Below are 21884 nucleotides of genomic sequence, written 5' to 3' on the forward strand. Positions count from 1 at the left end.
CAGTCGGGAGGCTGCCAGGGGGCTTCCAGCACGAAGGTTTCAGGTTCAGGTGGTGAAGGGAGAGGACATGGTGGTCTGGGCGCCATGCGCCGCAGGCGGGTCAGCCAAGTGAACAGGGACACAGGGGGACTCCTGAAGGGGCAGGGGAGAGGAGCGGTGCACCTTCGCCCCACCGTCCCAGGGCGCTGGTGGGCCGAACAAGGGTGGGGTGTGGGGGTGACCCGCGCACCGGGGGCTGGCGTCTCAGGTACGCTCTGGGCATGACCCCTGCTCACGAGGCCCTCATCGTGCAGCTGGTGTTTCTGGTGGCGACGGCAGTGAGTGGGGTGCTGCTGGGCCGGTGTCTGCCGTCCGCCTGGACCTTCGACGTCGGGGTCGCCATGCTGGGGATCGTGACCTGGAACGTTCTGGTCTGGGCCGAGCTGGGCGCGCGCCTGCCTGAACCGGCGAGCGTCCTGCGGGGCCGCGCCACCAACACGTTTCTCTTGAGCCTGGTGCTGGGCCTGGTCTTCCTTTCGTAACGCCTGGCCCCTCTTGCCGGGCGCACCAGCGCCCCAGGACGGTGGGGCCATGTGGACAGAGGCCGGGGCATGATTGCGGTCACGGGGCTGCTGGTGGCCCACGCCGCCGACGGCGTCCTGGTGCGCGACGCCCAGGGCGTCACGGCCGCCTGGATCGGCACCATTCCAGACGCCCAGCCCGGCGACTACCTCACTGCCACGGGGGCGGTGCTGCGCGACCGCACCCTGGCCGTGCAGGGCGCCCGGGTGCTGGCCCGCGCCGACGACCTGGCCCGCGCCTTTTTGCAGCACGCGGTGCGTGGGGTGGGGCCCCGCCTCGCGCACCTGCTGGTCAGCCAGGGCGGCCCAGGGCTGCTTGACCGCCTGGCCGATGGGGAGATGCCTCCGGACCTGCCGGACCGCTTGCGCCGCCCGGTGCAGGACGCCTGCCGCAGCCCCACCCGCGAGGCGTTCGCCACCCTGCACCTGCTGGGCCTCACGGCGCCCCAGGTGCTCACCGTCATCCGGGCCTGGGGCACGGGCGCGGCCGCCCGCCTGGCCAGTACGCCCTTTGACGCCCTGGCGCTGGGGCTGTCCTTTCCGGTGCTCGACCGGGTCCACGGCACGCTGGGGGGCACGCCGGATGACCCGGCCCGGCACGCGGCACTGGCCTACCACGCCGTGCAGCGCGCCTCCTTGGAGCACGGCCACATGCGGCTGCCGACCCCACAGGTGCTGTTTGCCCTGCAAGACACGAGCGCCCTGAGTGCGGCCGAAGCGCAGCGGGCCATCACGACGCCGCTGCTGACCCAGCACGCGGGTCACCTGTATCTGCCAGCGCGCTGCCGCGAGGAACAGGACCTGGCGGGCGCCCTGCGGCGTCTGCTGCGCGCGGCGCCGAGGGGCACGCTGCCCCTTCCCCCCCGGGGCCCCCTGAGCACCGAGCAGTACGGCGCCCTGGGCCTGGCCGAGCGCCATCCGGTGACCGTCTTGACCGGTGGGCCGGGCACCGGGAAGAGCACGACCCTGCGGGCGCTGGCCGAGATGCTGGGCCGTGGCCGCCTGGCGCTGGCCGCCCCGACAGGCAAGGCGGCGGCGCGCCTGAGTGACACCACCGGTCGAGAAGCCCAGACCCTGCACCGTCTCCTCGGTGCCGGAGCCCGTGGCTTCACCTTCCATGGCAAAAATCCGCTCCCTCTCGATGCCCTGGTCATTGACGAGGCCAGCATGATCGACACCGCGCTGCTGCTGGCGGTGCTGGACGCGGTGACGGCCGGGACCCGGGTCATCCTCGTGGGGGACGTGCACCAGTTGCCGCCGATTGCGCCAGGCTTGCCCCTGCAGGCGCTGCTGGGCACCGTGCCCACCACCCACCTGACGCGCATCTACAGGCAGGCCCAGGACAGCCCGATTGTGGCCCTGGCCTACGACATCGGGGACGGCGAGCGCTTGAGGCCAGAAACCCTGCCGCTGCCGTTCACCGAGCTGCAGGATGCACAGACGGCTGCGCGCCTGGCCCTGGACGCCGGGGCGCAGCTGCTGGCCCCGACCCGCAAGGGGCCCCTGGGGACTCAGGCCCTGAACGCGGCGGCGAGACGGCTCAGTGGGCGCAGCGGCGGCCTGCCGGTCACGGACGGCCAGGCGGGGGTGGGGGACCCTGTGGTGTGCACGCGCAACCTTCACGGCGCCGGCGTGATGAACGGCATGATGGGCGTGGTGACGGGCGAATCCGAGCAGGACGGCGGCACCCTGACGGTGCAGTTTGACGACACCGAACTGGCCTTCCAGGGAACAGCGCGCGCCGCCCTGATGCCCGCGTACGCCCTGACAGTGCACCGGGCCCAGGGCAGCGAGTGGCCGGCGGTGGCGGTGGTCCTGCACGGGTCGCACAGCGTCATGCTGTCCCGGACGCTGGCGTACACGGCGGTGACGCGGGCCAAGGAGACGCTGCTCCTCATGGGCGAACTGGAGGCCTGGAATCAGGCCATCACGCACCCCACGCCGCCCCGGCACTGCGGACTGGAAGAGCGGCTGCACACCTGAGCGCCGTCACGGCGCCCTGTGGGGTCTGCGCAGTCAACCCCCCACCGCTTCGCCTGCGCCTCGCAGCAGCACCCTCAACGTTAACGGGGCGCTAACGCCGGGAACTCTACGGTACGTCCGTTCCTGCCCGTGCCCTGCGCAGCGCAGGAATCCGGTTCCCGCGGCCCTTTCGTCGTCTTTCCATTCTGCCCAGGAGGCCCCCATGACCCAGTTCACTGATGATCAACTCGCCGAGTACCTCACCACGCTGGAACTCGCCGACGTGCCTGCTGCCCTTGTTCGCCGTGATCTCACCCTCACCGATGACACCGAACAGGGCCTCGTCGACGCCGGCAGCCTGGTGTCGTTCGTGGCCGGTCTGAGCAAGCAGACCAAGGCCGATGTGCTGAACAGCACCCTGCTCGCCCAGCTGGCGGCCAATAAGGCGTACGACCGGGAAAACGACACCGACAACTGGTACAAGAAGTACCGCGAGGTGCTGGAGAACATCGGCTGGGTCATTTCTGAGTTCAAGTTCACGAAGTACCAGGCGAGCGGCACCACGCTGCAGATCAAGAAGGTCGTGTTGGAACTGCTCGCGGCCATCATGTCCGAGAACCCGCTGGCGGTGACCAAAGCGACCCTGGACGCGGTGGAGAGCCTTGGTGATGGGGATGACCGGGTGGCGCTCTTCAGCAGCAATTCGTCCAACTCGTCCAGCGGCAACTTTCAGGTGGCGGCCGTGGTGGAAGACAAAAAAACGCCCACCATGATGATCGGGGCGTTTTATTTCAAATCGAATGACGTGAAGGTGAATTTCCTGTGGGCACATTTCCAGACGTCGAACACCAGTCTGTACCAGGGTACGCAGACCCTGACGCTGGACGAGGACGTGTACGCGCGGGTGCGCCAGCAGATCATCGACAAGCTCGGCGAACGCGCCACACAGTACATCGCCGACCTCGATATCTGACAACGCCCGGCCCAGGCCGTCTGCGGCTGGTCTGGGCCAGGTTGGCCGGTGGACGCAGGCCGCCCTCCCACCGGCTGGCCTCGTCTTTCATCACGGATGTCCGGCCCAGGCTGGACACTGCAGGAGTACAGCATGAACACTGACCTTCCCGGCCTTTCACAGGTGCTCGCCTTCGTGCAGCAGAGTCAGGAAAACCCCCTCAGAAGCACCGGCGCGCAGGCAGTGACCTTTACCGGCGATCTGTACAACGTCGTCGGCAGCACCTACGACCCGAAACATGTTCCTGGACACCTCGGTGAAAGTTGGAAAGCGCTGCTGATCAGCATGGGCATTGCCGCGTCTAGCCCCTGCTACGTGACGAACGACCCGGCGCCGCCAGACAAGAGTCACCCGGCCTTCAGCGTGGGGGGCCATATGACGGTGCAGAGCGACGGCAGTGTGCCCAACCGCACCTGTTTCCTGATGCCGCTGTGCTCGTGGCACAACAGCACCAGTCGCGACGGGATCCGATTCACCCACACCCTGACGCAGATGCTGCAGTTGACAGGTTACATGCTGGGCGAGCTCGCAGCGACGTTCCAACTGCGGCTGCCCAGTGACGCCCCGTACGCCCTGCTGTATTACGTTGAGTCGGCCCAGGACTGGCGGTTCAAGGATCTCTACGAACATGACGTGACAGCGTGGGCGCAGACACTGGCTGATGCGGGAACACCAGACCTTCACGTGTTGATTGAGCGGGTCCAGGCCCCCGATCCGCAGCACATCGTCCGGTCCGTGTCCCTTCCAGGCTTCAATGCACCGGAGCTGGCGCGCTTCTGAGACGTCTCTCCTTTCATTGAAGAGAGCCGCCAGACCTCTGTCGGGGAGACTCCCAATGTTCGCCCCAGCGGCGTGAGAGGAAATTTCCTCTCACGCCGCTGAATTCTGCCTGAAGCGCCCTGGCCGATCACCAGCATCCACGGCGGCACCAGCCACAGTGGCCACATCCGAGCGTAGAGATTGGGCGCGCCGAGCATGACCCGGCCCTGCACCATCTGCGCCTGCGCCCAGTCCCCCTGGGCTACGGTTCGCCCAGCGCGGCTCACCACCGCGCTGAAGCCCACCTCCGAGGCCAGCACCAGCGGCAGCCCGGCACTCACCGCTGCAGCTCGCGGCCGCGAGCTGCAGCTGCGCGGTCCAGGGCCGCCTGTTCGAGGCAGGCATCCCCAGCACCCGGTGCCTACTGGGCCAGCTGGACCTCGGGGATGGCGAGCAGGCGCTGTTCAAAGGCGGGCGTGGCCTGGGTGACGCCGCAGAGGGCCAGGCTGAGGATCAACAGGTGCTCTGTCATGGGGATTTCCTTGTTCAGAACGTGGGTCAGGCGGGGGCGGGTGGACGGCCAGATGAACTCAGGGGGCGGTGGCCGGGCCACCGGCCACCATCCCGCCTTCGGGCGCCATCTCCAGGGGCGAGCTGATTCGGTCCAGATATGGCTGGAGGGCCGTGGTGTCCAGGTCCCCCTGTTGAGCCGCGTGAGCCAGGTCGTCGAGCACGGCCCGGTGCTGCACGAAAAACCGCTCAAGCACCTGGAGCTGCGCGCGGCGCAACGCCCGGATGACGTCGGCGTTGAACGCCAGGGCTTCGGGGGTCTGGGCGCCGTGCAGGAGCCCTGGAACGTCCGGTGACGCGGCAAAGAAGTGGGTGGCCAGCCGGGTGTGAGCCGCCATATCGGCAGCGGCGCCGTGCAGCGTCGTTCCAAACACCACGGTTTCTGCAGCCTGTCCGGCCAGGGTCTGCAGCATCCGCTGCTCCAGCTCCGCCCGGGTCACCGGACCAGGGTTCCGCTGCAGATGGACCGCCACCCCAGACCGGCCACCCATCGTCAGGGTCAGGCTGCGCTTCCAGCTGGTCGTCCACCCCGCCGTCACCAACACGCGCGCGGCAGCGCGGACCGCCCACACCTGCTGCTCCTGAGTCGAGCCGGGTGTAGCGGACAGGCGGTGCTCCGTCCATGGCCGGTCGAGGGGCAGCGCGTCTTGCCGGGACACCGCCATGCGCGCCAGGCCCCCCAGGAGCAGGAGCGCCCCGACAACGAGAGCCGCCGCCTGGGGGTCGCGGTCAAAGCCTGCAAGCAGGGGGTCGGCCACCATTTTGACCGCGAAGATCAGCAGGAAATAACCGGCCAGAAAGGTGCGCAGCCCAGGCAACGTCTGGAGCAGGGGACGGCCGCGCAGGCCCACGTCGAGCCCCACCTTTAAGACGAGCAGGCCCACGAACAGCGGGGCCCACGTGTGAAGCGCCTGGAGCAGCTGCTGAGCGGGGAGGGCGGCTGGTGGGGCGGCGGCGTCGCTGAGCAGCCACGCGACCTGCACCGGCAGCACCAGAACGAGGGCGTGCCACAGTCCAGTCCGGAGAGGCCCGTAGCGGGCCCAGGAATGGCGCGCTGTCATAAGGCTGCCGCAGAGCCGGGCAGTATGGGGCACTTGCCAGTACGGATGGACGAGGAAACGAGAAGGAACGGTGTCATAGGGTCTCCAGGTGAGGTGATGGGGCGGGGGCGCGGGGGCGGTTAGGGTGCCGGTCGGGCACGTCCATCAGCCTCCTGGGGCGCTGGTGCGCCTGGTCAAGGGGTGGTCTCACCTCCTCTGCCAGCTGCCTTTTGGTCCTCTCGCCTGCCCTACACGTCCAGGCCGCTTTACGGCTCCCGAAAGGTGAGGCCCAGTGAGCTGAGGCCTGCCTCCACTGGCGGGAGGGCTCTCGCCGGCACACTGCGGTTGGTACTCGCACCTGGACCGACGGCCTTGAGGTGCCTGACTTCGTACTCCCAGTGACTGGATTCCCTCACCGTGAGGTCTCGCGGCGCGTCCGTCTCCTGCATGATGAGCAGGTCATCGAGAAAAAATTCTGGGGCCTCCCCGTTTGGCTCGTTGGGCCAGCCACACAGCATGAATTGACTGTAGGCCTTCCAGGCCGCGTACACCGGCCCCAACGTCCAGCCTTTCAGCTCGGGGGCGTTGGAGGTTCTGAAGCCTTTCCCGGTCGCTGGGCAAGTCCCGCTCATCCCAGCCCATCGCCTGGCACCGCTCGCGCCACGGGGTTGGGTCCAGCACGATTTCCTGTTTTTCTTTTGGCAGGAGTGTCTCCTGATGGGGTCCAGTGGCTGGCTCAGGCCATTATTTCGGAAGCAGCATGCAGCCCACCCCTTGGGCGGGGCCGGGCGACGGGACGGTCCAGGCACGCCCCAGATCGGTTAGTCGGTATTGCGAACGGCGCCCATGTCCAGCTGGGCGCCACCAGCACCAGCGCTTCCACCAGGGCCAGGTGGCCCGCTCCGCTGCCTCTTGAGCTCGTTGCTGCGCGGCGGCCAGTTGCGCCTCTGCCTCCGTCTCGCCGTCCCGTGGCGCCCACCGGTGCGTCACGAGGCCGTGGTCTTCCAGCTGATCTAACCCGACGATGATTGTGGAAAATGCGATGGGCGAGCCCTGTACGAGGGTTTCTCTGAGCCCTACGTTCTGGACAAACCACCACTCGAAAGGGCGCTGCTGCATGGCTTGAAGGACCGTGAAGCCAGCCCGGTCAATGGGCCGGAGCGGTGGTTGAGGGATGACGTCCTGGGTCATCGGCCGGTCCCTTCCCGCGCGCCGCTGGGCCCGCCCGCCACACCTTGGAAGAGCGGCGCCATGGACAGGCTCGGGAACTTGTGAGATGGGACGTTCATGGCCAGCGTCTGGATCTGAAATCGCGTCATGGCGCTGGTCAGCAGGTCACGCAGTGGTGGGTTGAGGGCGTCTGGGAAGTTTTGCATCAGATGTGTCCTTTGAGGTCAAGTGTGGGGATCAAGTTTCGGTCGGGCTGGGGATGCGGAGACACGGTGTCCACCCGTGGTCAGCGGCAACCCTCAGCAAGGTCTTGAGGAGCGCTGCGCGTCATGCACAGGTGGGTGCGTTCATACGCGGGGGTGCCCGATGTCTGGAACGGCCACGGCAAATGGCCAGAGCACACATCCGCGCGCCGTGATGACCACTCCCCAGCCCGGCTCGGAGGCCTGCAGGGCACACAGCAGTTCCCACACCCGAAAATCCAGCGCTGCTGAGCAGTCGGGGTCCTTGATCGTGCGCCCTATTACCCGTGAACCAGGCAGGCCCCCCAGCTGCTGAGCCAGACGAGCCCGCGCGGCCGGGTGCAGGGTCAGGTGACTCAGGCCATCCTGCGCGTCTTTGCGCAGATGTTGGAGCACGAGAAAAAGGTTGCCATCGTCGCAGACGTCAAGCACACAGTCCACGGGTGGCTGGAGACCATGCTCCAGCTGGCGCCAAAGGAGCTGCTCGCCGGCGCCGTAGAGCAGCAGCGGCTGTGCCTGGGCGTGTGCCAGGAGTTCCTCTCGCCCCAGGCCTGCTGGTCGGCCGGGCAGCGCCACCTCACCGGGGCATCATCGAGACTGACCAGCTGTGGGCCTGAATCCGCGCTGTGCTGGCGGACCAGGGTCGCGTGCACAGCCTGCGCGAACGCGAGGTCTCCTCTGACCCGCAGGTGACGGTCCAGCGTCAACGGAAAGAGTGGTCCGGCGTCCTTCTGGGGGGCCGTTCGGCGCGTCAGGCGGTGCCACAGGCGAGTCAGCGGGGTGGGGGGGCGGACATCGGGGTTCACATTCATGCAGAGACTCCTGGAGACGGGGGCGGTGCGTTCAGCGGCATCGCCTGGGCGGCTGATCGCCTCATGAGGCCTGCGGCGCGGCCGGTTCGTTGGCCACAGCGAGCCACAGGCCTGGCTGCGGCCCCCGCACCACGTGGTGGGACCGGCGCAGCGCCAGCCGCAGGGTGTGATCCTGCACGTCGGGCACGCCGGGCAGCGCCCGGTAGGCCCTGAACAGCAAGGTCTCATCCCATGCCTTCACCCCGGCGTCCTGCAGGGCGGCGATCAGGGCCTGCAGCCAGTGGCCACTGGACCAGCCCGGCAGCGCGCTGACATACCACCCGTTCCGGAGCGGCCGCACGCCCGTCGCTGGCCAGACTGCCGCGAGCAGGGCGGGGTCCAGGCCCAGGTGTGCGGCCGTCTGCGCGGGCCCGGCGAAGGCGCCGAACGGCAGCGCCGCGTGCCGGAAGGTGTACGGGGGCTCACCCCGGTAGAGGGCCCAGCAGCCTGGCCGCAGCTGAACCGTCTGCAGGTCCAGGCGCGGCGTGTCCTGAAACGCGCTGACGAGCACGGCCCAGCGCTCGTCCTGGCCCGGCACCTCGACGACCCGGGGAAGGGCGGCCCAGGCCCACAGCAGGTCACCCTCGGGCCGGTCCTTCGCGGCCCAGCGGAGCTGCACGCGGGCTTTGCGGCCGATCTGCAGGGCGTACGTGACGGTGCGCTGCCACTGCCGGGCGGTCTCTGGCACGGGGGTCCGCGTGGCCTGCGCCCGCAGCGCCTCCCAGCCGCGCGGCACACGCACCCCGGCCTGCAGGGCGGCCTCCAGGGTGATCAGGTCCACGGGCGGCGGCTCCCCCACCGGCAGTGGGGCCACACCCAACCCATCGAGCACCCCGGCCCAAGAGGGAGGCAGTCCGGTCATCGGTGCGCCCCCGGCTGGGTGTCCAGACCAGACAGGCGTCGTGGCAGAGGCACGCGGGTAATGGCCCGCCCGGCTCGCCGGGTCAGGGACAGACCCTGCACCAGGGCCGGGGGCGAGCAGTGACGGGTGGGTTCCAGCAGGGCAGCAGACGTGTTCATAGACCTCGAGTGCGGGTGGGGGAGAGGGGTCCACGGGCGCAGTGCGGACCGAGCGTCCTGGGGCGCTGGTGCGGCAGGGATGCCCCCAGATGGGGGGATGAGAGTGACAGCCGCGAGGGTGGAACGAAACCCGTTGCCCTCCCCCGACTTCGCATGACAGGGCCAGCGGCAGCGCCTATGCTGGCCCTCCATGACCCTGGGCACCGAAGGCACCCTTGATCTCCAGGCCCTGCTCGCTGAGGCGCTGGCCTCCGGCCGGGAGGCCCCGCACTACGATTTCAAGGAACAGGCCCCCGAGAACGTCAAGCTCCTGCGCCACCTGGTGGCCCTGAGCAACTTGCCCCGGGAGACCCCGGGCGGCCGCGCTTACCTGTTCATTGGCGTCAACAACAACCGTGAAGTCGTTGGGCTCCGCGCCGACGAGCCCAAAAAGATCCCCACCGCCGACAAGCGGGAAGTGCACCTCAACAATCTGCTCCGCGAGAATGTCGATGCCCGGCTGTCCATCCGGGTGCACGAACTGAAGCAGGACGACAAGACGCTGCACATCGTCGAAATGCCCTGCCTGGGCTGGCCCTGGCGGCAACTCCACCGGGATCAGGAGCACCAGTTTGGCTTCTGGGTCCGGCACGGCACCTCGACAGTCCGGCCGACCACCGCCGAACTTGCTGCCCAGTGGGCGCAAACGGAACGGGCCCTTCAAGATCATGTGGTGGCCTTGGAGTCAGCCTTGGTGGAGCAGCGTCAGGTCGCGCAAACGGCGGTGCAGTCCCCTCACGGCTCGGCACTGCAGCCGCAGACGTCCATTCAGGCGGTTCACCTGGGGTTCGCCACCCCGGAGCGCACGCTGCTGCGGCTGGTGCGCCGCGACATCAGCCAGTACCTTCAGGCCCACTCGGCCGCCGTGGACCGCTGGGCGGGCCTGCCGCACTTTCAGCTGGACCGGCTGACCACCCAGCTGGCGTATGAGGTGCATCCCAAGGTTCAGGCGCAGGTCCAGGCGGCCATGGAAGGGCAGGAGGCGGTGGTCCGTCCCCTGGTGGAACTGGTGGCGGTCATCATGCACGACGCAGACCCCACCGACCGGGTGCAGGTGGCGGTCATGGAGATTGCGCAGGCGGTGGCGTTCACGGCGTTCACCGTTCGTGGGCTCACGGGTCCGACATACGCCGCCCTGCGCGCCTATCCCGGCTACCTGCTGTGCTTTGGCGCCTGCGCCGCGGCCATGCCCATGCCAGACCTGACCGTCCTGGGACTGCTCCTGAAGCATCGTCAGCGCGTGACGTACCCGACCGGTCGCCCAGGACACTGGGACCTGATCGAGAGTGTTGGCCTGCGCCCACACCTGGACGCGCTGACCCTGACCTTCGACCGGCGCCACCCTGTGGTGGCCACAGCCGAACGGGCCCGCAAGCTATTTCACCAGGCGGACTGGCTGGGGGCCTCCCTGCCCGCCACGATCAAGTCCAGATTGACGCGGCACGCGGAGGTCCTGCTGCTGCTGGCGTATGCGATGCAGGCGCGCGGGCGCGTGTCGCAGGTTCCCTACGTGGATGGCGCGTGGACCCAGTATCCAGCAGCGCAAGAAACGCTGCAGGAGGCGCTGTACATGATTCGTGACACCTGGCCGACGATGCAATCAGGGCCCCTGGAGGGGGTGGTCTCTGCATTTGACGAGTTTGCTCAAATCGCACCCTGGCCGTATCCAGTGTCAGCGCTCAAGGCGTATCAAAGCCTTCCGGCGCCCTACTCGCCCTAGACCCACCGCGCCTGTGGGTCATGGTGCGGCGCCATCACGGCCACGAGCTGCGCGGCCTGGACCACGTCCGGCGTGCAGACGACCGTGAGCAGCCCGGCGTTGCCGGCGACCGCCAGTACGTTGGCCCCCGAGCGTCCCAACTTCGGCGTGCGCCCATCGGCGGCCGCGCCCAGGCCCTCCAAGAGGGGCCCCAGGACAGCGGCGTCCTGCACACCCCGCTCGACCAGCCAGCGCTGGGCGTCGGCCCCGGTCAGGCGCGGCCCCAGGCCCGGCTGCTCGATGGTGACCACCACCGGCCGCAGCAGGCGTTGCAGGGTGGCCCGGATGTGGTTGGCCACGTCGGTGGCGCGGGCCTGGAGGGTCCCTGGTCCCAGCGTTTTAACGATCTGCACCTCCAGTTTGTGGTTCAGGATGCTGATCACGGCTTCGCCGCGCGGGGCGGGGGAGAGGGTGGCGGTTTCAAAGGGGTGAAAATCGGCCGGGCTGTACTGCGCCGAGATGGGTTTGAGCGCCGCGCCCCAGGTGTGGTCCAGCGGCAGCGGAATCGTGGCGGGGGCAGTCCAGCAGGTCAGGGCGCGCAGCGGCACCGGTAGCCCCAGGTGGAGGTACTCGCCCCGGGCGCGGTCGAAGGTCAGGAGAACATCGTCGGGGGGCAGGGCTGGCGGCCGGGCGGGGTGGGGCATAGGGACAGGGTAGGGGGCGCCCGCGCCCGGGGCGAGCGGCTGTTTGGCTCTGCACGAGGGTCACCCATCAGCCAATGACGAGCATCCAGAGGACACCGAGGCACGCGAGCACCACCGCCGCGCGCATGACCCCACGGAGGTAGGCTGTCCAGACGACCCACCAGGGTTGACCCCAGCTCAGCAGTGCAAATTGGACTGTCAACACCAGGGCGAGAAGGGCAAGCCCGGTCACGTCGCTCCCCATGGCGACGGCCAGGACGACGTGGAACCCGAAACTGATGCGGCTCAAAGATGTGGATATGTTCACCCCCGCACCGTGACTGTCCTGGGGGTGACGCGTGTGGGGTGACCCCATCCGCCCTGGGCAAGTTCGCTGCCAGGCGCTGCTTGCCTGCGCTCAGGCGCCACCGCCCCTCACCCGTGCACCCCGGCCTAGGGCCGCTCGCCGCGCGGGCGTCTCGGCCGGCGGGCCCACCATAGGTTTCTGAGCAGTACGAGGTCTGCGGAGCGCTTAAACTGATCGTGTTCGCACACCCTTGGAGGGTCACATGACACGGAAGACCACGGGAGCCAAAGCCGCCACAGCCGCCTCGAAAACACTGCGCGACGGGCGCACGGGCAAGGATTCCAAGTCGGCGGCCGGAAGCGCGCTGTCTCAGGTCAACAAGGGCCGCACCACGGGCAAGCAGGCGGCCGAGGCGGCGTCCAATGTGCTGCAGAGCCGTGCCACCGGGAAGACCTCCAAGCGGGCGGCGGGCAGTGCGCTGTCGCAAAAGTCCCCAGCGAAGAAACGGTAAGGGGGTTCACCGCGATCAGGCGTGCCTGGTCGCACCGCCAGACATTCCCCTTCCGTGTGCACCTGGCCGAACCTTGGCGGAGGAACCGTGAGGGGCAGGTCCTGTTCCTCCGCTCACTTGCCCCCAAGCTCGCCGTCAGGCCTCCAGCCCAGGGCGTTCGCCCCGGAAGAGCTCGAACCAGCCTCCCGCCTGGCGCCGCGCCAGCACGGTCGGGGCCTGGCCAGGGCCGCACGGGGGCAGCGTGTCGACCTGCCAGGCCAGCCAGGCCGCCGCGTCCCGCACCCGCTGCGGCGTCTGCGAGGCCGGGTCCAGGGCCACGGCGCCCGCCTGCTGGCCCCGGCGCAGCACGAGGTGCAGCCTGTCGTGGGCCCCAGGCGCCAGGGTCGGGGCGACGCCGCTCGGAAGGGTGGCGCGGACCTCGTCCAGGGCCAGGGTCAGGGCGGGGGCAAGCACGGGGCACAGCCTACCCGGTTTAGGGCCTAGCGCGCTCCAGGGCGGCGCTCAGCTGCTCGCCTGTTCCGGCGTGCTGCGCCCCACGGTCTGCGTCCGGAGCAGCTCCATCGGCCCCGGGCAAGTTCGCTGGCCTGTTCCTCTGCCCTGCGCTCAGACCGTGGGGTGAAACCCATCTGGCTGACTTTCTTCCTGCCGCTGAGACCGCTCAGCTAATGGCCGGAACCCCCAGCAGTGGTGGCCCCCCTAATGACCGGCACTGGGTACAGTCTTGGCCTCTGTACCGAGTAAAGGCAGCATATCCTGAAGGCCGTCCGCCCCTATCTCTAACTTCTTTCTCGTCGGGTGATTCGTGAAAATTATGGCAAATATTCGGAAACTCCAGTTCTTTATCAGTAGCTCAATGGGTGAGCAGCTGCCCATTGAACTGCGGACAGTGTTGAAGGCCCTCAGTGACCGCTATGAGCTTTTTGAGTTCACTTTTATTGAATCTATTAGTTCTCCAGCGCACATTCAAGATCAGATGAAGTCCATGATCAATGATAGCGATGGCGTCATCATGATTTTCCACAAGCTTGATGCAAAAGCCGCACGCGCTTCGCGCGAGGCCGCCGACAGGAAAGGGGGCGTCGTTCCCGGCAAAGGTATTGTCAAGGAGGGGGTGGAATTTGAGCTGCAATATGCGATCGAGACTCAGCGCCCCATTTTTCTCTTGACCGAACAGAAGTTTTTAGATCATGCGCCCAGTAAAGCCTATCTCCACAATGTGTGGGGGCGTGCCCACTTAAGCTCGCGAGTATTTAGTACAACGAAAGAATGCGCAGACGCCATTGAGCAATCATTATTTGCCTATATTGTCAACGCGACCAAGGAGAAGTTGCGTTATGATGGTCAGAGTAAATTAAGCTCAAGCGGCAGTACTGAACCCACGGAAAGCTGATGAAAAGCAACTCTGATAAGTTCTTTCCGGGCTTTCAAGTTCCTGCACTGATCGCGCCAACTCAGGAACACGTTGATAAATATACGAATCCTGAGTTCAACTACGGCGCTTATCTCCGGGATCTTCGTGAACGGGGGCCTCGTGAAGGTGGCGTCACACAGCTTGAAAACATCATCACGCAGTGCATTGAAGGGGAATTCACGGAGGCGCTCGCCGCCTTGCAGGCGTATCCCAGCAAGGCACTCACTGAAACTCAGCGGGTGGCGTATTTCCGGTTGATGGGTGGTCTCTTTGCGACGCTCGGCGATGACGAGCAGGCACGAGCCTGTATCGCTCAGGCCTTGACGCTCAGCCAGGCACTGACCAGTAGTCCCCACCGGGGCAAAGACCACGCCGATGCGTCCAGCGGGATCGCCCGTGGCCAGGTGCAGGCCCTGCGAAAATTCCTGCGGCGAGATCTTTCCATGCAATTGGAGATGCTCGACCCCTTTGATGATGGGCAATTTCATCGCTACGAAGCTGCTCGAAAGATCGACGCGCCGCCTTTTCTGGGGTATCAGGAATACGCGCGGGCGATTGCGGGCTCCTATATGGTCGACGAGGAGTACCGGGCCGTACTGCGCAGCGAGACCTCGCGCTATCACCGGTCGGGCCTGCCTAGTGAAATCGCCTGGGCCAATCTGGCCATGTGGATGGCTTACACGTGTGGCGATAGCCGACGTGGACACTTCGTCCGGGCCCTGTATGCGCGCTGGGCGGTGGTGCACGGTCGGCGCATCGAGAATCACCAGCTGGTGGCCGAGGGCGTCAAGGAATTGATCCGTTGCCGCGTCACTGACCTCAAAGAGCTGTTCGATCAGGTGGGGCACCTCGTCCATGCCCGCATCGATGTCAATGCGTACTTCCAGAACTTCCGGCCGCTGAAGCCGGACAGTCGTACCGCCGAACCCATGTGGCGCATCCTCAATGCCATGGTGACGACCATGGTTGGCTACGCCGATGAGGCGTCACTGACAGCGCTGCGCCAACTGTATCGCGATGGCCTGCAGCGCTTCATGGCTGGTCAAGCCGGACTGGCAGCAGGGACTTCCTTTTCGGCCACTTACTTCATAGAGGCTTTCAGAGAACTCGAGCCCCAACTTCCGGATCTTGAGCTGCTCTTACCGTGGTTGGAGGAGCGGGCGTACGGCCCAGGCCACTTCCAGAATCTCTGGCTCTTGTTTGATGCGTTTGATTGGAAAAACCAGCCTGAAGCGGCGCCCCTGGCAGCCCGAGCTGTTCACCTGTTGAAGACGCTCTACCCAAAAGGGGAGTCGGACGCGTATGCGACGCTGCTGAGCAATTTGTCTGACGGTCTTCCCCCTGATGAACGACAGGAGCTGGATCGGTGGGTCGTCGATCACCTGCCCCCCAATGACGTGGTCCTGTACCTTGCCAATGGCCATGCGGTTGAAGCAGGAAGCGCCGTTTTCAAGCGACTTCATGATTTTCTTGAACCACACCTTGCTGAGTTGCGGGCGATGGACGAAGAGGGGCCGGTGTCCTTCGGCGGTCCCATCGTGCCAAGCTATGTCTCGAGTGTTTTTCACAACTACCAGGGAGTGAACGCCAATGAAGCGCGCCTGGCAATCATTGAAGACTATCTGGATGCCCTGCGTAATCCTCAGATTCACGCACGGCACAAACTTGACGCGTACCGGTACTTGGCCGAAGCCCTGAGAGTCTCGCCGCCCGAGGTGAGGGGTGCAGTCCGTGGTCTGGTAGGGGACCGGTCGCCCATGCAAGAACTGAGCCGTGGGGGAGGACAGCGCTTCTTCAGTTCAATTGAGCAGCCGCTGGACGCCCAGATGGCCTTGCTGCTGTTCAGGGCTGTGGTCGGGCTTTCTCCTTCACAGGACGACCTTCGTTTGTTGACTCAGGCGTTGAGCTCTGCTGCGGCCTTCACGCGCAAGCTGGCAGTGGAGGCCACGACGACCGCGCTGCGCGAGGCGGCGCCACCAGATGACCTGAAGCTCGCGTTGGCCAGCCAACTGTATGCCCGCACCTTTGACGACAACGCCGGTGTCCGGGAACGGGCAGTCACCGGGTTGATTTACAGTGGATTGATCGGTGTTCCCACCTGGCAAATGGCCACGGTGGATCGCGCCGCGACCCTGATTCAACAAGATCAGCCGTATGTGGGGGCCAGAATCCTGCGGGCCGTGGCCGAAGAGGCCACTCGCCTTACTGAGATCAGCGGTTTGGAGCGGCTGCTCAGCGTGGGCCAGGTCAACGCCCATCAGGCGGTGCGCGAGGCGGCGCAGGGGGCTGCTACAGCGTTGCAAGCAAGCAAGGCGTAAGGGCCTCTGGGGCTGGAGGAGGGATCCAGCGCCTCAGCCCTCACCCTTAGCTAACGCACGTTAATAGACACAACACAATACCTCTCGACCGCCACACTATTCCCCCTCTCAATCAAACCAAGCTGTCATCAGAAACCGATCAGATTGTCACATACGCTGGTGGTAAGGACAGGAGGCATAGGCACAAGCAATACGTACTGTGCTTATAGGGTCTTCCCAACAATTCCCGCGTTGTCTTTCTCAGAGGCTGGCGTACGCTCGCCAGAGCAGGGCACACAACAATGGAAGGCGGCCAGATCACCTGGCGCCCCTGAAGTGCAAAGTGAACGCGATCTTGCATATTGGCGTGACCTACACGAGGGCTATTGTGTTTGAACCAAAGTCGATCAGTGAGCAGATGCTGTTCTCTACGTTGGCTATCCGGACTGATATGGGTAGCGGAAGCGGTTTCATTTTTCACGATCAGCGGGAGGGGGAGGAGCATTTCATTCCCCTGCTCATCACCAACAAGCATGTAGTGCATGGGGCACAGCGGCTTGAGTTGCGGTTTCACTTAAGCGAGGCCAGAAAACCGATTGGCCTTACCCATACCGTAATCGCCGAGCCTTTTTCGTGGGTTGATCATCCCGATCCGAACGTTGACCTCTGTGCCATACTTCTCTGGCCCTACATACAGGCAGTCCATGCTCAGGGATTAACGGCCTACTACGTAGGCGTCAGAAGAGGGAATCTCCCCAGCGCAGCGGATATCGCCGACCTGACTGCTGTCGAAAGCGTAACAATGGTTGGTTATCCAATCGGTCTGGCAGATAATGTCAATAACTTTCCTATCGTGCGGCGTGGCATCACTGCCAATCATCCTGCCGTCGACTTCAATGGAACTCCCGAAGGGGTCGTCGATATGGCCTGCTTTCCTGGCTCTTCAGGCTCTCCCATTTTCGTGCTCAATGATGGCGTGTACCAGAATAAAAATGGTGGCACCGTCGTTGGCAATCGCTTTTTTCTGTTGGGCGTGCTCTACGGCGGCCCTGTCATGAAGGCTGATGGCCAGATCGAGGTCCGGACTATTCCAACGGCGCAGGTCCCTGTGGCGGTCACTCAGATGATGATTCACCTGGGGTATTACGTGAAAGCCCGAGAAGTTCTAGCGCTTGTTGAGCATGTGCGGAATTCTCTGGGCCCACCCCCACCACTTCCGCCACAGCCGTAACCACCAATCCGACTGGCGGCGGTCCAGACGGTGATGGACCTGGAGGCAGAAGCACAGGCGGGGGCCCCAGGGGGTGAGGCCCCGTGGGCATCGACCGGATTTTGACGTGCCGAGGCGCCATGATGTCTCCTTGGCAAGATCATAGGTGGTCGGTGCCCACCAAAGTGGGGGGTGTTCGAGCTTCCTGATACCGTTGGCGCAATCAAAAAGATGAGCCTGACATGGTTGGGCAATGCTCGGCTAGAGCGGCTCAAAACGCCGGGAATCTGTCTGGCCTGACTTCGCCAACGGTATCGCTTCCTTAAAACACCCCCAACTGTTCCGGCGTGCTGGGCCACTCGCCCTCTGTCCAGAGCAGCTCCATCAGCCCCGGGCAAGTTCGCTGGCATGTTCCCCGGCCCTGCGCTAAGACGGTGGAGTGAAACCCGTCAGGTTGACCCTCCTCCTGCCCCTCGCCTTCGCCGCGTGCACGTCCCCCAGTGCGCCGCTGCCCCAACCCACCCCGGCCCCACAGCCCACCACGCCGGACGTCATCCGCACCTACGCCGTGACCGACGATTCGCTGTATGCCGTGGTCCTCAAGGGCAACGCCGCCGACCAGAAGGTCATGACGCTCTCCTACAGCAGCACCATCACCGACGCCGCGCAGGTGGGCGACGTCCTGTACGCGTCGACCTTCTCCAGCCTGCTGCGCATCAACCTGAACACCCAAGCGATTGCCGTGGTGGGGAACTATGGCCCGACCAACATCAACGCCCTGGCGGTGGACGCCGCCGGCCAGCTGTATGCCACGGGGCTGAGTGGGCGCATCTACACCGTGAACACGACGACGGGCGCTGCGACCGAGGTGCTGAACATGGGCATGCCGTCGAGTGGCGACCTGACCTTCGGGCCAGACGGTACGCTCTACGCCACCGTGAAGTCGAGCCAGTTCACCAAGGACGCCCTGGCCCGCATCAATGTGGGGACCAAGGCGGTGACGGTGGTGGGGGGCACGGGCTACGCCGATGTCTTCGGTCTGGATTACCTGTACGGCACGCTGTACGGCCGCACGAACAGTGGTGAGCTGCTGACGCTCAATCCCTCCTCGGGGCAGGGCACGTTGATACGGGATACGACGCTGCGCTTTACCAGTGTGAAGTAAGGAGGGCCGCCTGCAGGTGTTCCTCACCGGCAAGGAGAGACAGCCTAGTGCTGCACCACGCGGGCGTGCTGCCAATACCGCAGGAAAGCGTCGATCTGGTCGAGAAAATCAGTAAACGAGGGCGCCTTGACTAGGTAGGAGCTGGCGTACAAGGTGTAAGCCGTCTGAACATCGCTGCGCGCGCCGGAGGTGGTGAGCATGGCCACCGGGATATGGGCGAGGCGGAGGTCCGCCTTGAGGGCCTGAAGCACCTCGAAGCCGTTCATGCCTGGCATATTCACGTCCAGGAGCACGACGTCGGGCAGGTCAGCGGTGTTCCGGAGCAGCTCAAGGGCCTCATGACCGCTGCTGGCGGTCGTGAGGTGGCAGTCCGGGCAGAGTTCAGTGAAAGCCTCAATCGCAAGCAGCTGGTCGTGGGGGTTGTCATCGATCAGGAGGAAATGCTGCGGCGCGGGCATGCTCCATCTTAAAGGGTGGGTAAAGGAACAATGAGACGGTTTCACTGTTCAGGACATGGTGGCCTGCCTGCCCTCAGTTCACGGGGCCCTTGATTCCGTTGTGGGCCTGGGGCTGAAGGCTGTACCCATATCCCCGGACGGTACGCAGCAGCCCAGTCGCTCCTGCTTCCTGGAGTTTCTTCCGGAGATTGGCTATGTGTACGTCAATGGCGTTGCTGTGCTCGGGCAACTCGTGCTTCCAGACCCGGGCGAGCAGTTCCTCGCGCCGGATCACGCGCCCGGCTGTATCCGCCAGGGCACTGAGGATCTCAAATTCCTTTGAGGTGAGGCGCAGGTCCCGGCCCTGGTACAGGGCCTGCCGGGCCAGGGGATTGAGTTCCAGGGCGCCCAGCTGGATCACAGTGTCCCGGTGGTGCCGCAGTTGCACCTGGATGCGCGCGAGCAACTCGGCCAGGGCATACGGCTTGACCAGGTAATCGTCCGCACCGAGCGTCAAGAGCTCCACTTTCTCCTCCACAGAGCCCCGGGCGGTGAGGACAATGACCGGCACCGCACTGAATTTGCGCAGGCGAATGAGCACATGGCGGCCGTCCAGGTCGGGCAGGCCCAGGTCCAGGAGGATGACCTCAGGGGTGGTGGCGCGCGCGGCTGTCAATCCGGTGATGGCGGTGGCTTCGTGGTGGACGGCGTAGCCTTCGTCCTGAAGGTCGAGGGTCAGCAGCCCCGCGATGTCGGGATTGTCCTCGATGATCAGGATCTGGTGACCGGGCATCCAGTCAGCGTACGCCCGTGGGGCAAGCTCATCCATTGCGGGAGTCTTGGGTGTGCTGGGGTGCTCCCTGACGCTCAGCCACACGGACAGTGGCTCAGCTGGCCGAATGCTGGGCCTTCGTCAGATGAAGCCCTCGTAGGACAGTCTCAAGGGCCGGATGCTTGACTGTCCGACCAGCGCCCCTGGACGGTGAGGCCATGACACATCTGTTCAAGAGGCTCTCGTCGCCCCGTAAACCATCGCTTTTCGTTGAGCTGGCCATGGTCCTGTTTCTGTCTCTTGGGGCATTCCTGCACACCATGTCGGCGGAGCACGCGCCGGGGCAATGGGTCATTGCCGTGGGAACAGGAAGTGTGGCCGCCTTTTCCCTGTTGCTGGTGCCCCTGGCCTTCATGGCAAGAGGGCGGGCGGCGTTGCAAGCCGATCTGACAGGCGGACGATCTCTGGCCTGGCAGAAGCGTTTATCTCAACATAGATATGAATTGCCAACCGTGCGCGCCACCATGGTCTGCTCCTTCACCTTCTCTTCCCTGATACTCGCTGCAATGATCTTCACCCAGCTCCTGACCCACGATTCCCTGTGGAGTCTCGTGTATCTGCTCCCTGTGGTGGTGGCGTCAACCTTCACCAGACTGGAGGGCCTGGCGGTTGCCTTTGCCGCTGCGTTCGCCACGGCGTTGATCGTCGCGGCGATATCCATTGGGAGCACATGGGGCACCTCACTGGACCTGCGCCTGATCGCGCAGTGGTGCAGTACGTACTTCGCACTCGGTCTGGCCGTTGTCATGCTGGTGCCGTTGCCGCAGCGGTGGACCACCAGGCGCGTGGCGTAGAGGAGAAGAGGGGAGAGGAACAGGAAGACTCCACCCTCCCTCTTCCTCTCTTCATATCTTTTTTGTGATACTACGGCCATGAAGGAGTCCACTGACGAGCTGGCCACCAAAGTGCTTCAGGCGCTCCGCAGCTACCAGCTCGACACCCTGGTGGCCACCCTGCACGAACGGGGCCGCCTCCCCGGCCGCCCCGCCCAGCTCATCAGCAACCTGCGCCCCATCTTCGACGCCGCCGAGCGCGATCTGGTCTCCCTCCTGCGGCCCCCCGCCGACTTCCACCCCTGGCTGCACGGCGTCCTCCTCACCAACCTCGACGGCACCGAAGCCAAGGTCAACACCCGGGTCAGCCGCGTCACGGCCCTCCGCGCCCTGTACCGCGCCCTGCGCAAACTCGGTCTCCTGCAGCTTGACCCCCTCTTCGAGTTCCAGCTGCCGGCGGCGGAACAGCGCCATGATCCCCAACCCCGGCAGCCCCTGCCCACGCGGGCCACCATCGAGACCCTGCTGCATCAGGCCAGAACAGACCCCCATCTGTACGCCGCCCTGCTGCTGCTCTGGCACCACGCCCTACCCCTGACCACGCTGCTCCGGCTGAAATGGAGCGCTTTTCATCCGGACACCCGAACCCTGCTGCGCGACGACGTGGTCAGTGCATTAACCGGCGAGGCCGCCACCGCGCTGGAACGGCTCCACCACCGGGCAGGCTACGATCCGCTCTTTCCCGAGACACTCGAGGAGACGGCCGTCAAACGCATCTTTCCCTATGACACCGTGGACGCCCTCAGGCTACGGGTGCTCCAGACCTGCACCGACGCGGGGCTGAAGTTCATTCCCCCGGGTCAGATCAAACGCTGTGCCCTGCGCGACCATGCGAGAAGTGCCGCCCACCTGGGCTACCGCACCCACGAGCACTACCAAAAGGTTGTGGCGATGGCCCAGGCGATCACGGCAGAAGCCAGCCCCGAAAGGTAGAATGACGTGTGAGCGCAGAAAAACGCGTGTCAATTGCCTACGCATGGGACACACCTGAGTATCAGTTGCGTGTCAAAAAACTTGCAGCGGCCCTGGAAGCCAACGGGATCGAGGTCCGATTCGACCAGTGGGACGCTGAGCCGGGGCAGAGCCTGAACTACTTTATGGAGCGCCTGATGCTTGATGAGCAGCTCAACAACGTGCTGCTCCTCCTGTCTCCCATCTACAAGATCAAAGCTGATCAAGCGCTGGGGGGCGTGGGACGAGAGACCCAATACGCACGCGATAAAATCATGCGGGACGTCAAACAAACCCGATTTATCCCCGTGCTCTTTGCCGTG

The 21884-nt window shown here is 65.2% G+C and carries 22 protein-coding genes; 13 read left to right on the plus strand and 9 right to left on the minus strand.

What is annotated here, in order from left to right:
- The first annotated feature begins 260 nt into the window (after nt 1-260).
- From K7W41_RS14585 to K7W41_RS14600, 4 genes are all read left to right on the plus strand, one after another.
- Entirely contained in the window at nt 261-521 is a 261-nt protein-coding gene (locus K7W41_RS14585) for a hypothetical protein (RefSeq protein WP_224609949.1), read from the plus strand.
- A gap of 69 nt (nt 522-590) precedes the next feature.
- Nucleotides 591-2543, plus strand: a complete 1953-nt coding sequence (locus tag K7W41_RS14590) for an AAA family ATPase (protein WP_224609951.1) — start codon at nt 591-593, stop codon at nt 2541-2543.
- Nucleotides 2544-2745: 202 nt separating this feature from the next.
- On the plus strand, nt 2746-3495 hold the full coding sequence (locus K7W41_RS14595; RefSeq protein WP_224609953.1) for a hypothetical protein: 750 nt from the start codon (nt 2746-2748) through the stop codon (nt 3493-3495).
- A gap of 132 nt (nt 3496-3627) precedes the next feature.
- Nucleotides 3628-4314 (plus strand): hypothetical protein, encoded by a 687-nt coding sequence (locus K7W41_RS14600; RefSeq protein WP_224609955.1) that lies wholly within the window; start codon nt 3628-3630, stop codon nt 4312-4314.
- Between the two features lie 569 nt (nt 4315-4883).
- Here the strand turns inward: K7W41_RS14600 and K7W41_RS14605 are convergent.
- From K7W41_RS14605 to K7W41_RS14620, 4 genes are all read right to left on the minus strand, one after another.
- Nucleotides 4884-5924, minus strand: coding sequence for a M41 family metallopeptidase (locus K7W41_RS14605; RefSeq protein WP_224609957.1), 1041 nt, complete (start codon nt 5922-5924; stop codon nt 4884-4886).
- Between the two features lie 1496 nt (nt 5925-7420).
- Nucleotides 7421-7711: a hypothetical protein gene (locus tag K7W41_RS14610; RefSeq protein WP_224609959.1), complete on the minus strand. Its 291-nt coding sequence runs from the start codon at nt 7709-7711 to the stop codon at nt 7421-7423.
- Between the two features lie 477 nt (nt 7712-8188).
- Nucleotides 8189-9028, minus strand: a complete 840-nt coding sequence (locus tag K7W41_RS14615) for a hypothetical protein (protein ID WP_224609961.1) — start codon at nt 9026-9028, stop codon at nt 8189-8191.
- Nucleotides 9025-9186, minus strand: a complete 162-nt coding sequence (locus K7W41_RS14620; RefSeq protein ID WP_224609963.1) for a hypothetical protein — start codon at nt 9184-9186, stop codon at nt 9025-9027. The genes K7W41_RS14615 and K7W41_RS14620 overlap by 4 nt, the downstream gene beginning before the upstream one ends.
- Before the next feature lie 190 nt (nt 9187-9376).
- On the opposite strand from K7W41_RS14620, the gene K7W41_RS14625 reads away from it, so the two are divergent.
- Nucleotides 9377-10945: an AlbA family DNA-binding domain-containing protein gene (locus tag K7W41_RS14625; protein WP_224609965.1), complete on the plus strand. Its 1569-nt coding sequence runs from the start codon at nt 9377-9379 to the stop codon at nt 10943-10945.
- Here K7W41_RS14625 and K7W41_RS14630 read toward each other — a convergent pair.
- Together K7W41_RS14630 and K7W41_RS14635 are read right to left on the minus strand one after the other, a co-directional pair.
- Nucleotides 10942-11628, minus strand: a complete 687-nt coding sequence (locus K7W41_RS14630; RefSeq protein WP_224609967.1) for a hypothetical protein — start codon at nt 11626-11628, stop codon at nt 10942-10944. The genes K7W41_RS14625 and K7W41_RS14630 overlap by 4 nt on opposite strands.
- A gap of 67 nt (nt 11629-11695) precedes the next feature.
- On the minus strand, nt 11696-11917 hold the full coding sequence (locus K7W41_RS14635; RefSeq protein ID WP_224609970.1) for a hypothetical protein: 222 nt from the start codon (nt 11915-11917) through the stop codon (nt 11696-11698).
- Nucleotides 11918-12176: 259 nt separating this feature from the next.
- Here K7W41_RS14635 and K7W41_RS14640 point away from each other — a divergent pair, with 259 nt between their 5' ends.
- Nucleotides 12177-12425: a hypothetical protein gene (locus tag K7W41_RS14640; protein ID WP_224609973.1), complete on the plus strand. Its 249-nt coding sequence runs from the start codon at nt 12177-12179 to the stop codon at nt 12423-12425.
- A 135-nt stretch (nt 12426-12560) separates the two neighbouring features.
- On the opposite strand, the gene K7W41_RS14645 is transcribed toward K7W41_RS14640, so the two are convergent.
- Entirely contained in the window at nt 12561-12878 is a 318-nt protein-coding gene (locus tag K7W41_RS14645) for a hypothetical protein (RefSeq protein ID WP_224609975.1), read from the minus strand.
- Nucleotides 12879-13278: 400 nt separating this feature from the next.
- Between K7W41_RS14645 and K7W41_RS14650 the strand changes: the two genes are divergently transcribed.
- From K7W41_RS14650 to K7W41_RS14665, 4 genes are all read left to right on the plus strand, one after another.
- On the plus strand, nt 13279-13815 hold the full coding sequence (locus K7W41_RS14650; RefSeq protein ID WP_224609977.1) for a hypothetical protein: 537 nt from the start codon (nt 13279-13281) through the stop codon (nt 13813-13815).
- Nucleotides 13815-16154, plus strand: a complete 2340-nt coding sequence (locus K7W41_RS14655) for a hypothetical protein (protein ID WP_224609979.1) — start codon at nt 13815-13817, stop codon at nt 16152-16154. Before K7W41_RS14650 ends, K7W41_RS14655 begins: the two co-directional genes overlap by 1 nt.
- 322 nt (nt 16155-16476) lie before the next feature.
- Nucleotides 16477-17364: a S1 family peptidase gene (locus tag K7W41_RS14660; protein WP_224609982.1), complete on the plus strand. Its 888-nt coding sequence runs from the start codon at nt 16477-16479 to the stop codon at nt 17362-17364.
- 433 nt (nt 17365-17797) lie between these two features.
- The gene (locus K7W41_RS14665) at nt 17798-18508 is read left to right on the plus strand and encodes a DUF4394 domain-containing protein (protein ID WP_224609983.1); all 711 of its coding nucleotides are present in this window, start codon (nt 17798-17800) and stop codon (nt 18506-18508) included.
- Nucleotides 18509-18552: 44 nt separating this feature from the next.
- On the opposite strand, the gene K7W41_RS14670 is transcribed toward K7W41_RS14665, so the two are convergent.
- Nucleotides 18553-18966 carry a response regulator gene (locus K7W41_RS14670; RefSeq protein ID WP_224609985.1) on the minus strand — a complete coding sequence of 138 codons (414 nt, stop codon included), beginning with the start codon at nt 18964-18966 and terminating at the stop codon, nt 18553-18555.
- Between the two features lie 73 nt (nt 18967-19039).
- Nucleotides 19040-19738 (minus strand): response regulator transcription factor, encoded by a 699-nt coding sequence (locus K7W41_RS14675; protein ID WP_224609987.1) that lies wholly within the window; start codon nt 19736-19738, stop codon nt 19040-19042.
- 197 nt (nt 19739-19935) lie between these two features.
- Between K7W41_RS14675 and K7W41_RS14680 the strand changes: the two genes are divergently transcribed.
- The 3 genes from K7W41_RS14680 to K7W41_RS14690 form a co-directional block, all read left to right on the plus strand.
- On the plus strand, nt 19936-20571 hold the full coding sequence (locus K7W41_RS14680; protein ID WP_224609989.1) for a hypothetical protein: 636 nt from the start codon (nt 19936-19938) through the stop codon (nt 20569-20571).
- Between the two features lie 78 nt (nt 20572-20649).
- Complete coding sequence (locus tag K7W41_RS14685) at nt 20650-21543, plus strand: hypothetical protein (protein WP_224609991.1); 894 nt, start codon at nt 20650-20652, stop codon at nt 21541-21543.
- Nucleotides 21544-21551: 8 nt separating this feature from the next.
- Nucleotides 21552-21884, plus strand: a 333-nt coding sequence (locus K7W41_RS14690; RefSeq protein ID WP_224609993.1) for a toll/interleukin-1 receptor domain-containing protein, incomplete at its 3' end; no start/stop codon positions are given.

This window comes from Deinococcus multiflagellatus (assembly GCF_020166415.1).
GTDB classification, from domain to species: Bacteria; Deinococcota; Deinococci; order Deinococcales; family Deinococcaceae; genus Deinococcus; species Deinococcus multiflagellatus.

Coding starts and splice junctions, on each gene's coding strand:
- K7W41_RS14590 (WP_224609951.1), top strand. CDS start 591: ATGATTGCGGTCACGGGGCTGCTGGTGGCCCACGCCGCCGACGGCGTC.
- K7W41_RS14655 (WP_224609979.1), top strand. CDS start 13,815: ATGAAAAGCAACTCTGATAAGTTCTTTCCGGGCTTTCAAGTTCCTGCA.
- K7W41_RS14605 (WP_224609957.1), bottom strand. CDS start 5,924: ATGACAGCGCGCCATTCCTGGGCCCGCTACGGGCCTCTCCGGACTGGA.
- K7W41_RS14585 (WP_224609949.1), top strand. CDS start 261: ATGACCCCTGCTCACGAGGCCCTCATCGTGCAGCTGGTGTTTCTGGTG.
- K7W41_RS14625 (WP_224609965.1), top strand. CDS start 9,377: ATGACCCTGGGCACCGAAGGCACCCTTGATCTCCAGGCCCTGCTCGCT.
- K7W41_RS14650 (WP_224609977.1), top strand. CDS start 13,279: ATGGGTGAGCAGCTGCCCATTGAACTGCGGACAGTGTTGAAGGCCCTC.
- K7W41_RS14685 (WP_224609991.1), top strand. CDS start 20,650: ATGAAGGAGTCCACTGACGAGCTGGCCACCAAAGTGCTTCAGGCGCTC.
- K7W41_RS14595 (WP_224609953.1), top strand. CDS start 2,746: ATGACCCAGTTCACTGATGATCAACTCGCCGAGTACCTCACCACGCTG.
- K7W41_RS14600 (WP_224609955.1), top strand. CDS start 3,628: ATGAACACTGACCTTCCCGGCCTTTCACAGGTGCTCGCCTTCGTGCAG.
- K7W41_RS14670 (WP_224609985.1), bottom strand. CDS start 18,966: ATGCCCGCGCCGCAGCATTTCCTCCTGATCGATGACAACCCCCACGAC.
- K7W41_RS14640 (WP_224609973.1), top strand. CDS start 12,177: ATGACACGGAAGACCACGGGAGCCAAAGCCGCCACAGCCGCCTCGAAA.
- K7W41_RS14680 (WP_224609989.1), top strand. CDS start 19,936: ATGACACATCTGTTCAAGAGGCTCTCGTCGCCCCGTAAACCATCGCTT.
- K7W41_RS14630 (WP_224609967.1), bottom strand. CDS start 11,628: ATGCCCCACCCCGCCCGGCCGCCAGCCCTGCCCCCCGACGATGTTCTC.
- K7W41_RS14675 (WP_224609987.1), bottom strand. CDS start 19,738: ATGCCCGGTCACCAGATCCTGATCATCGAGGACAATCCCGACATCGCG.
- K7W41_RS14615 (WP_224609961.1), bottom strand. CDS start 9,028: ATGACCGGACTGCCTCCCTCTTGGGCCGGGGTGCTCGATGGGTTGGGT.
- K7W41_RS14620 (WP_224609963.1), bottom strand. CDS start 9,186: ATGAACACGTCTGCTGCCCTGCTGGAACCCACCCGTCACTGCTCGCCC.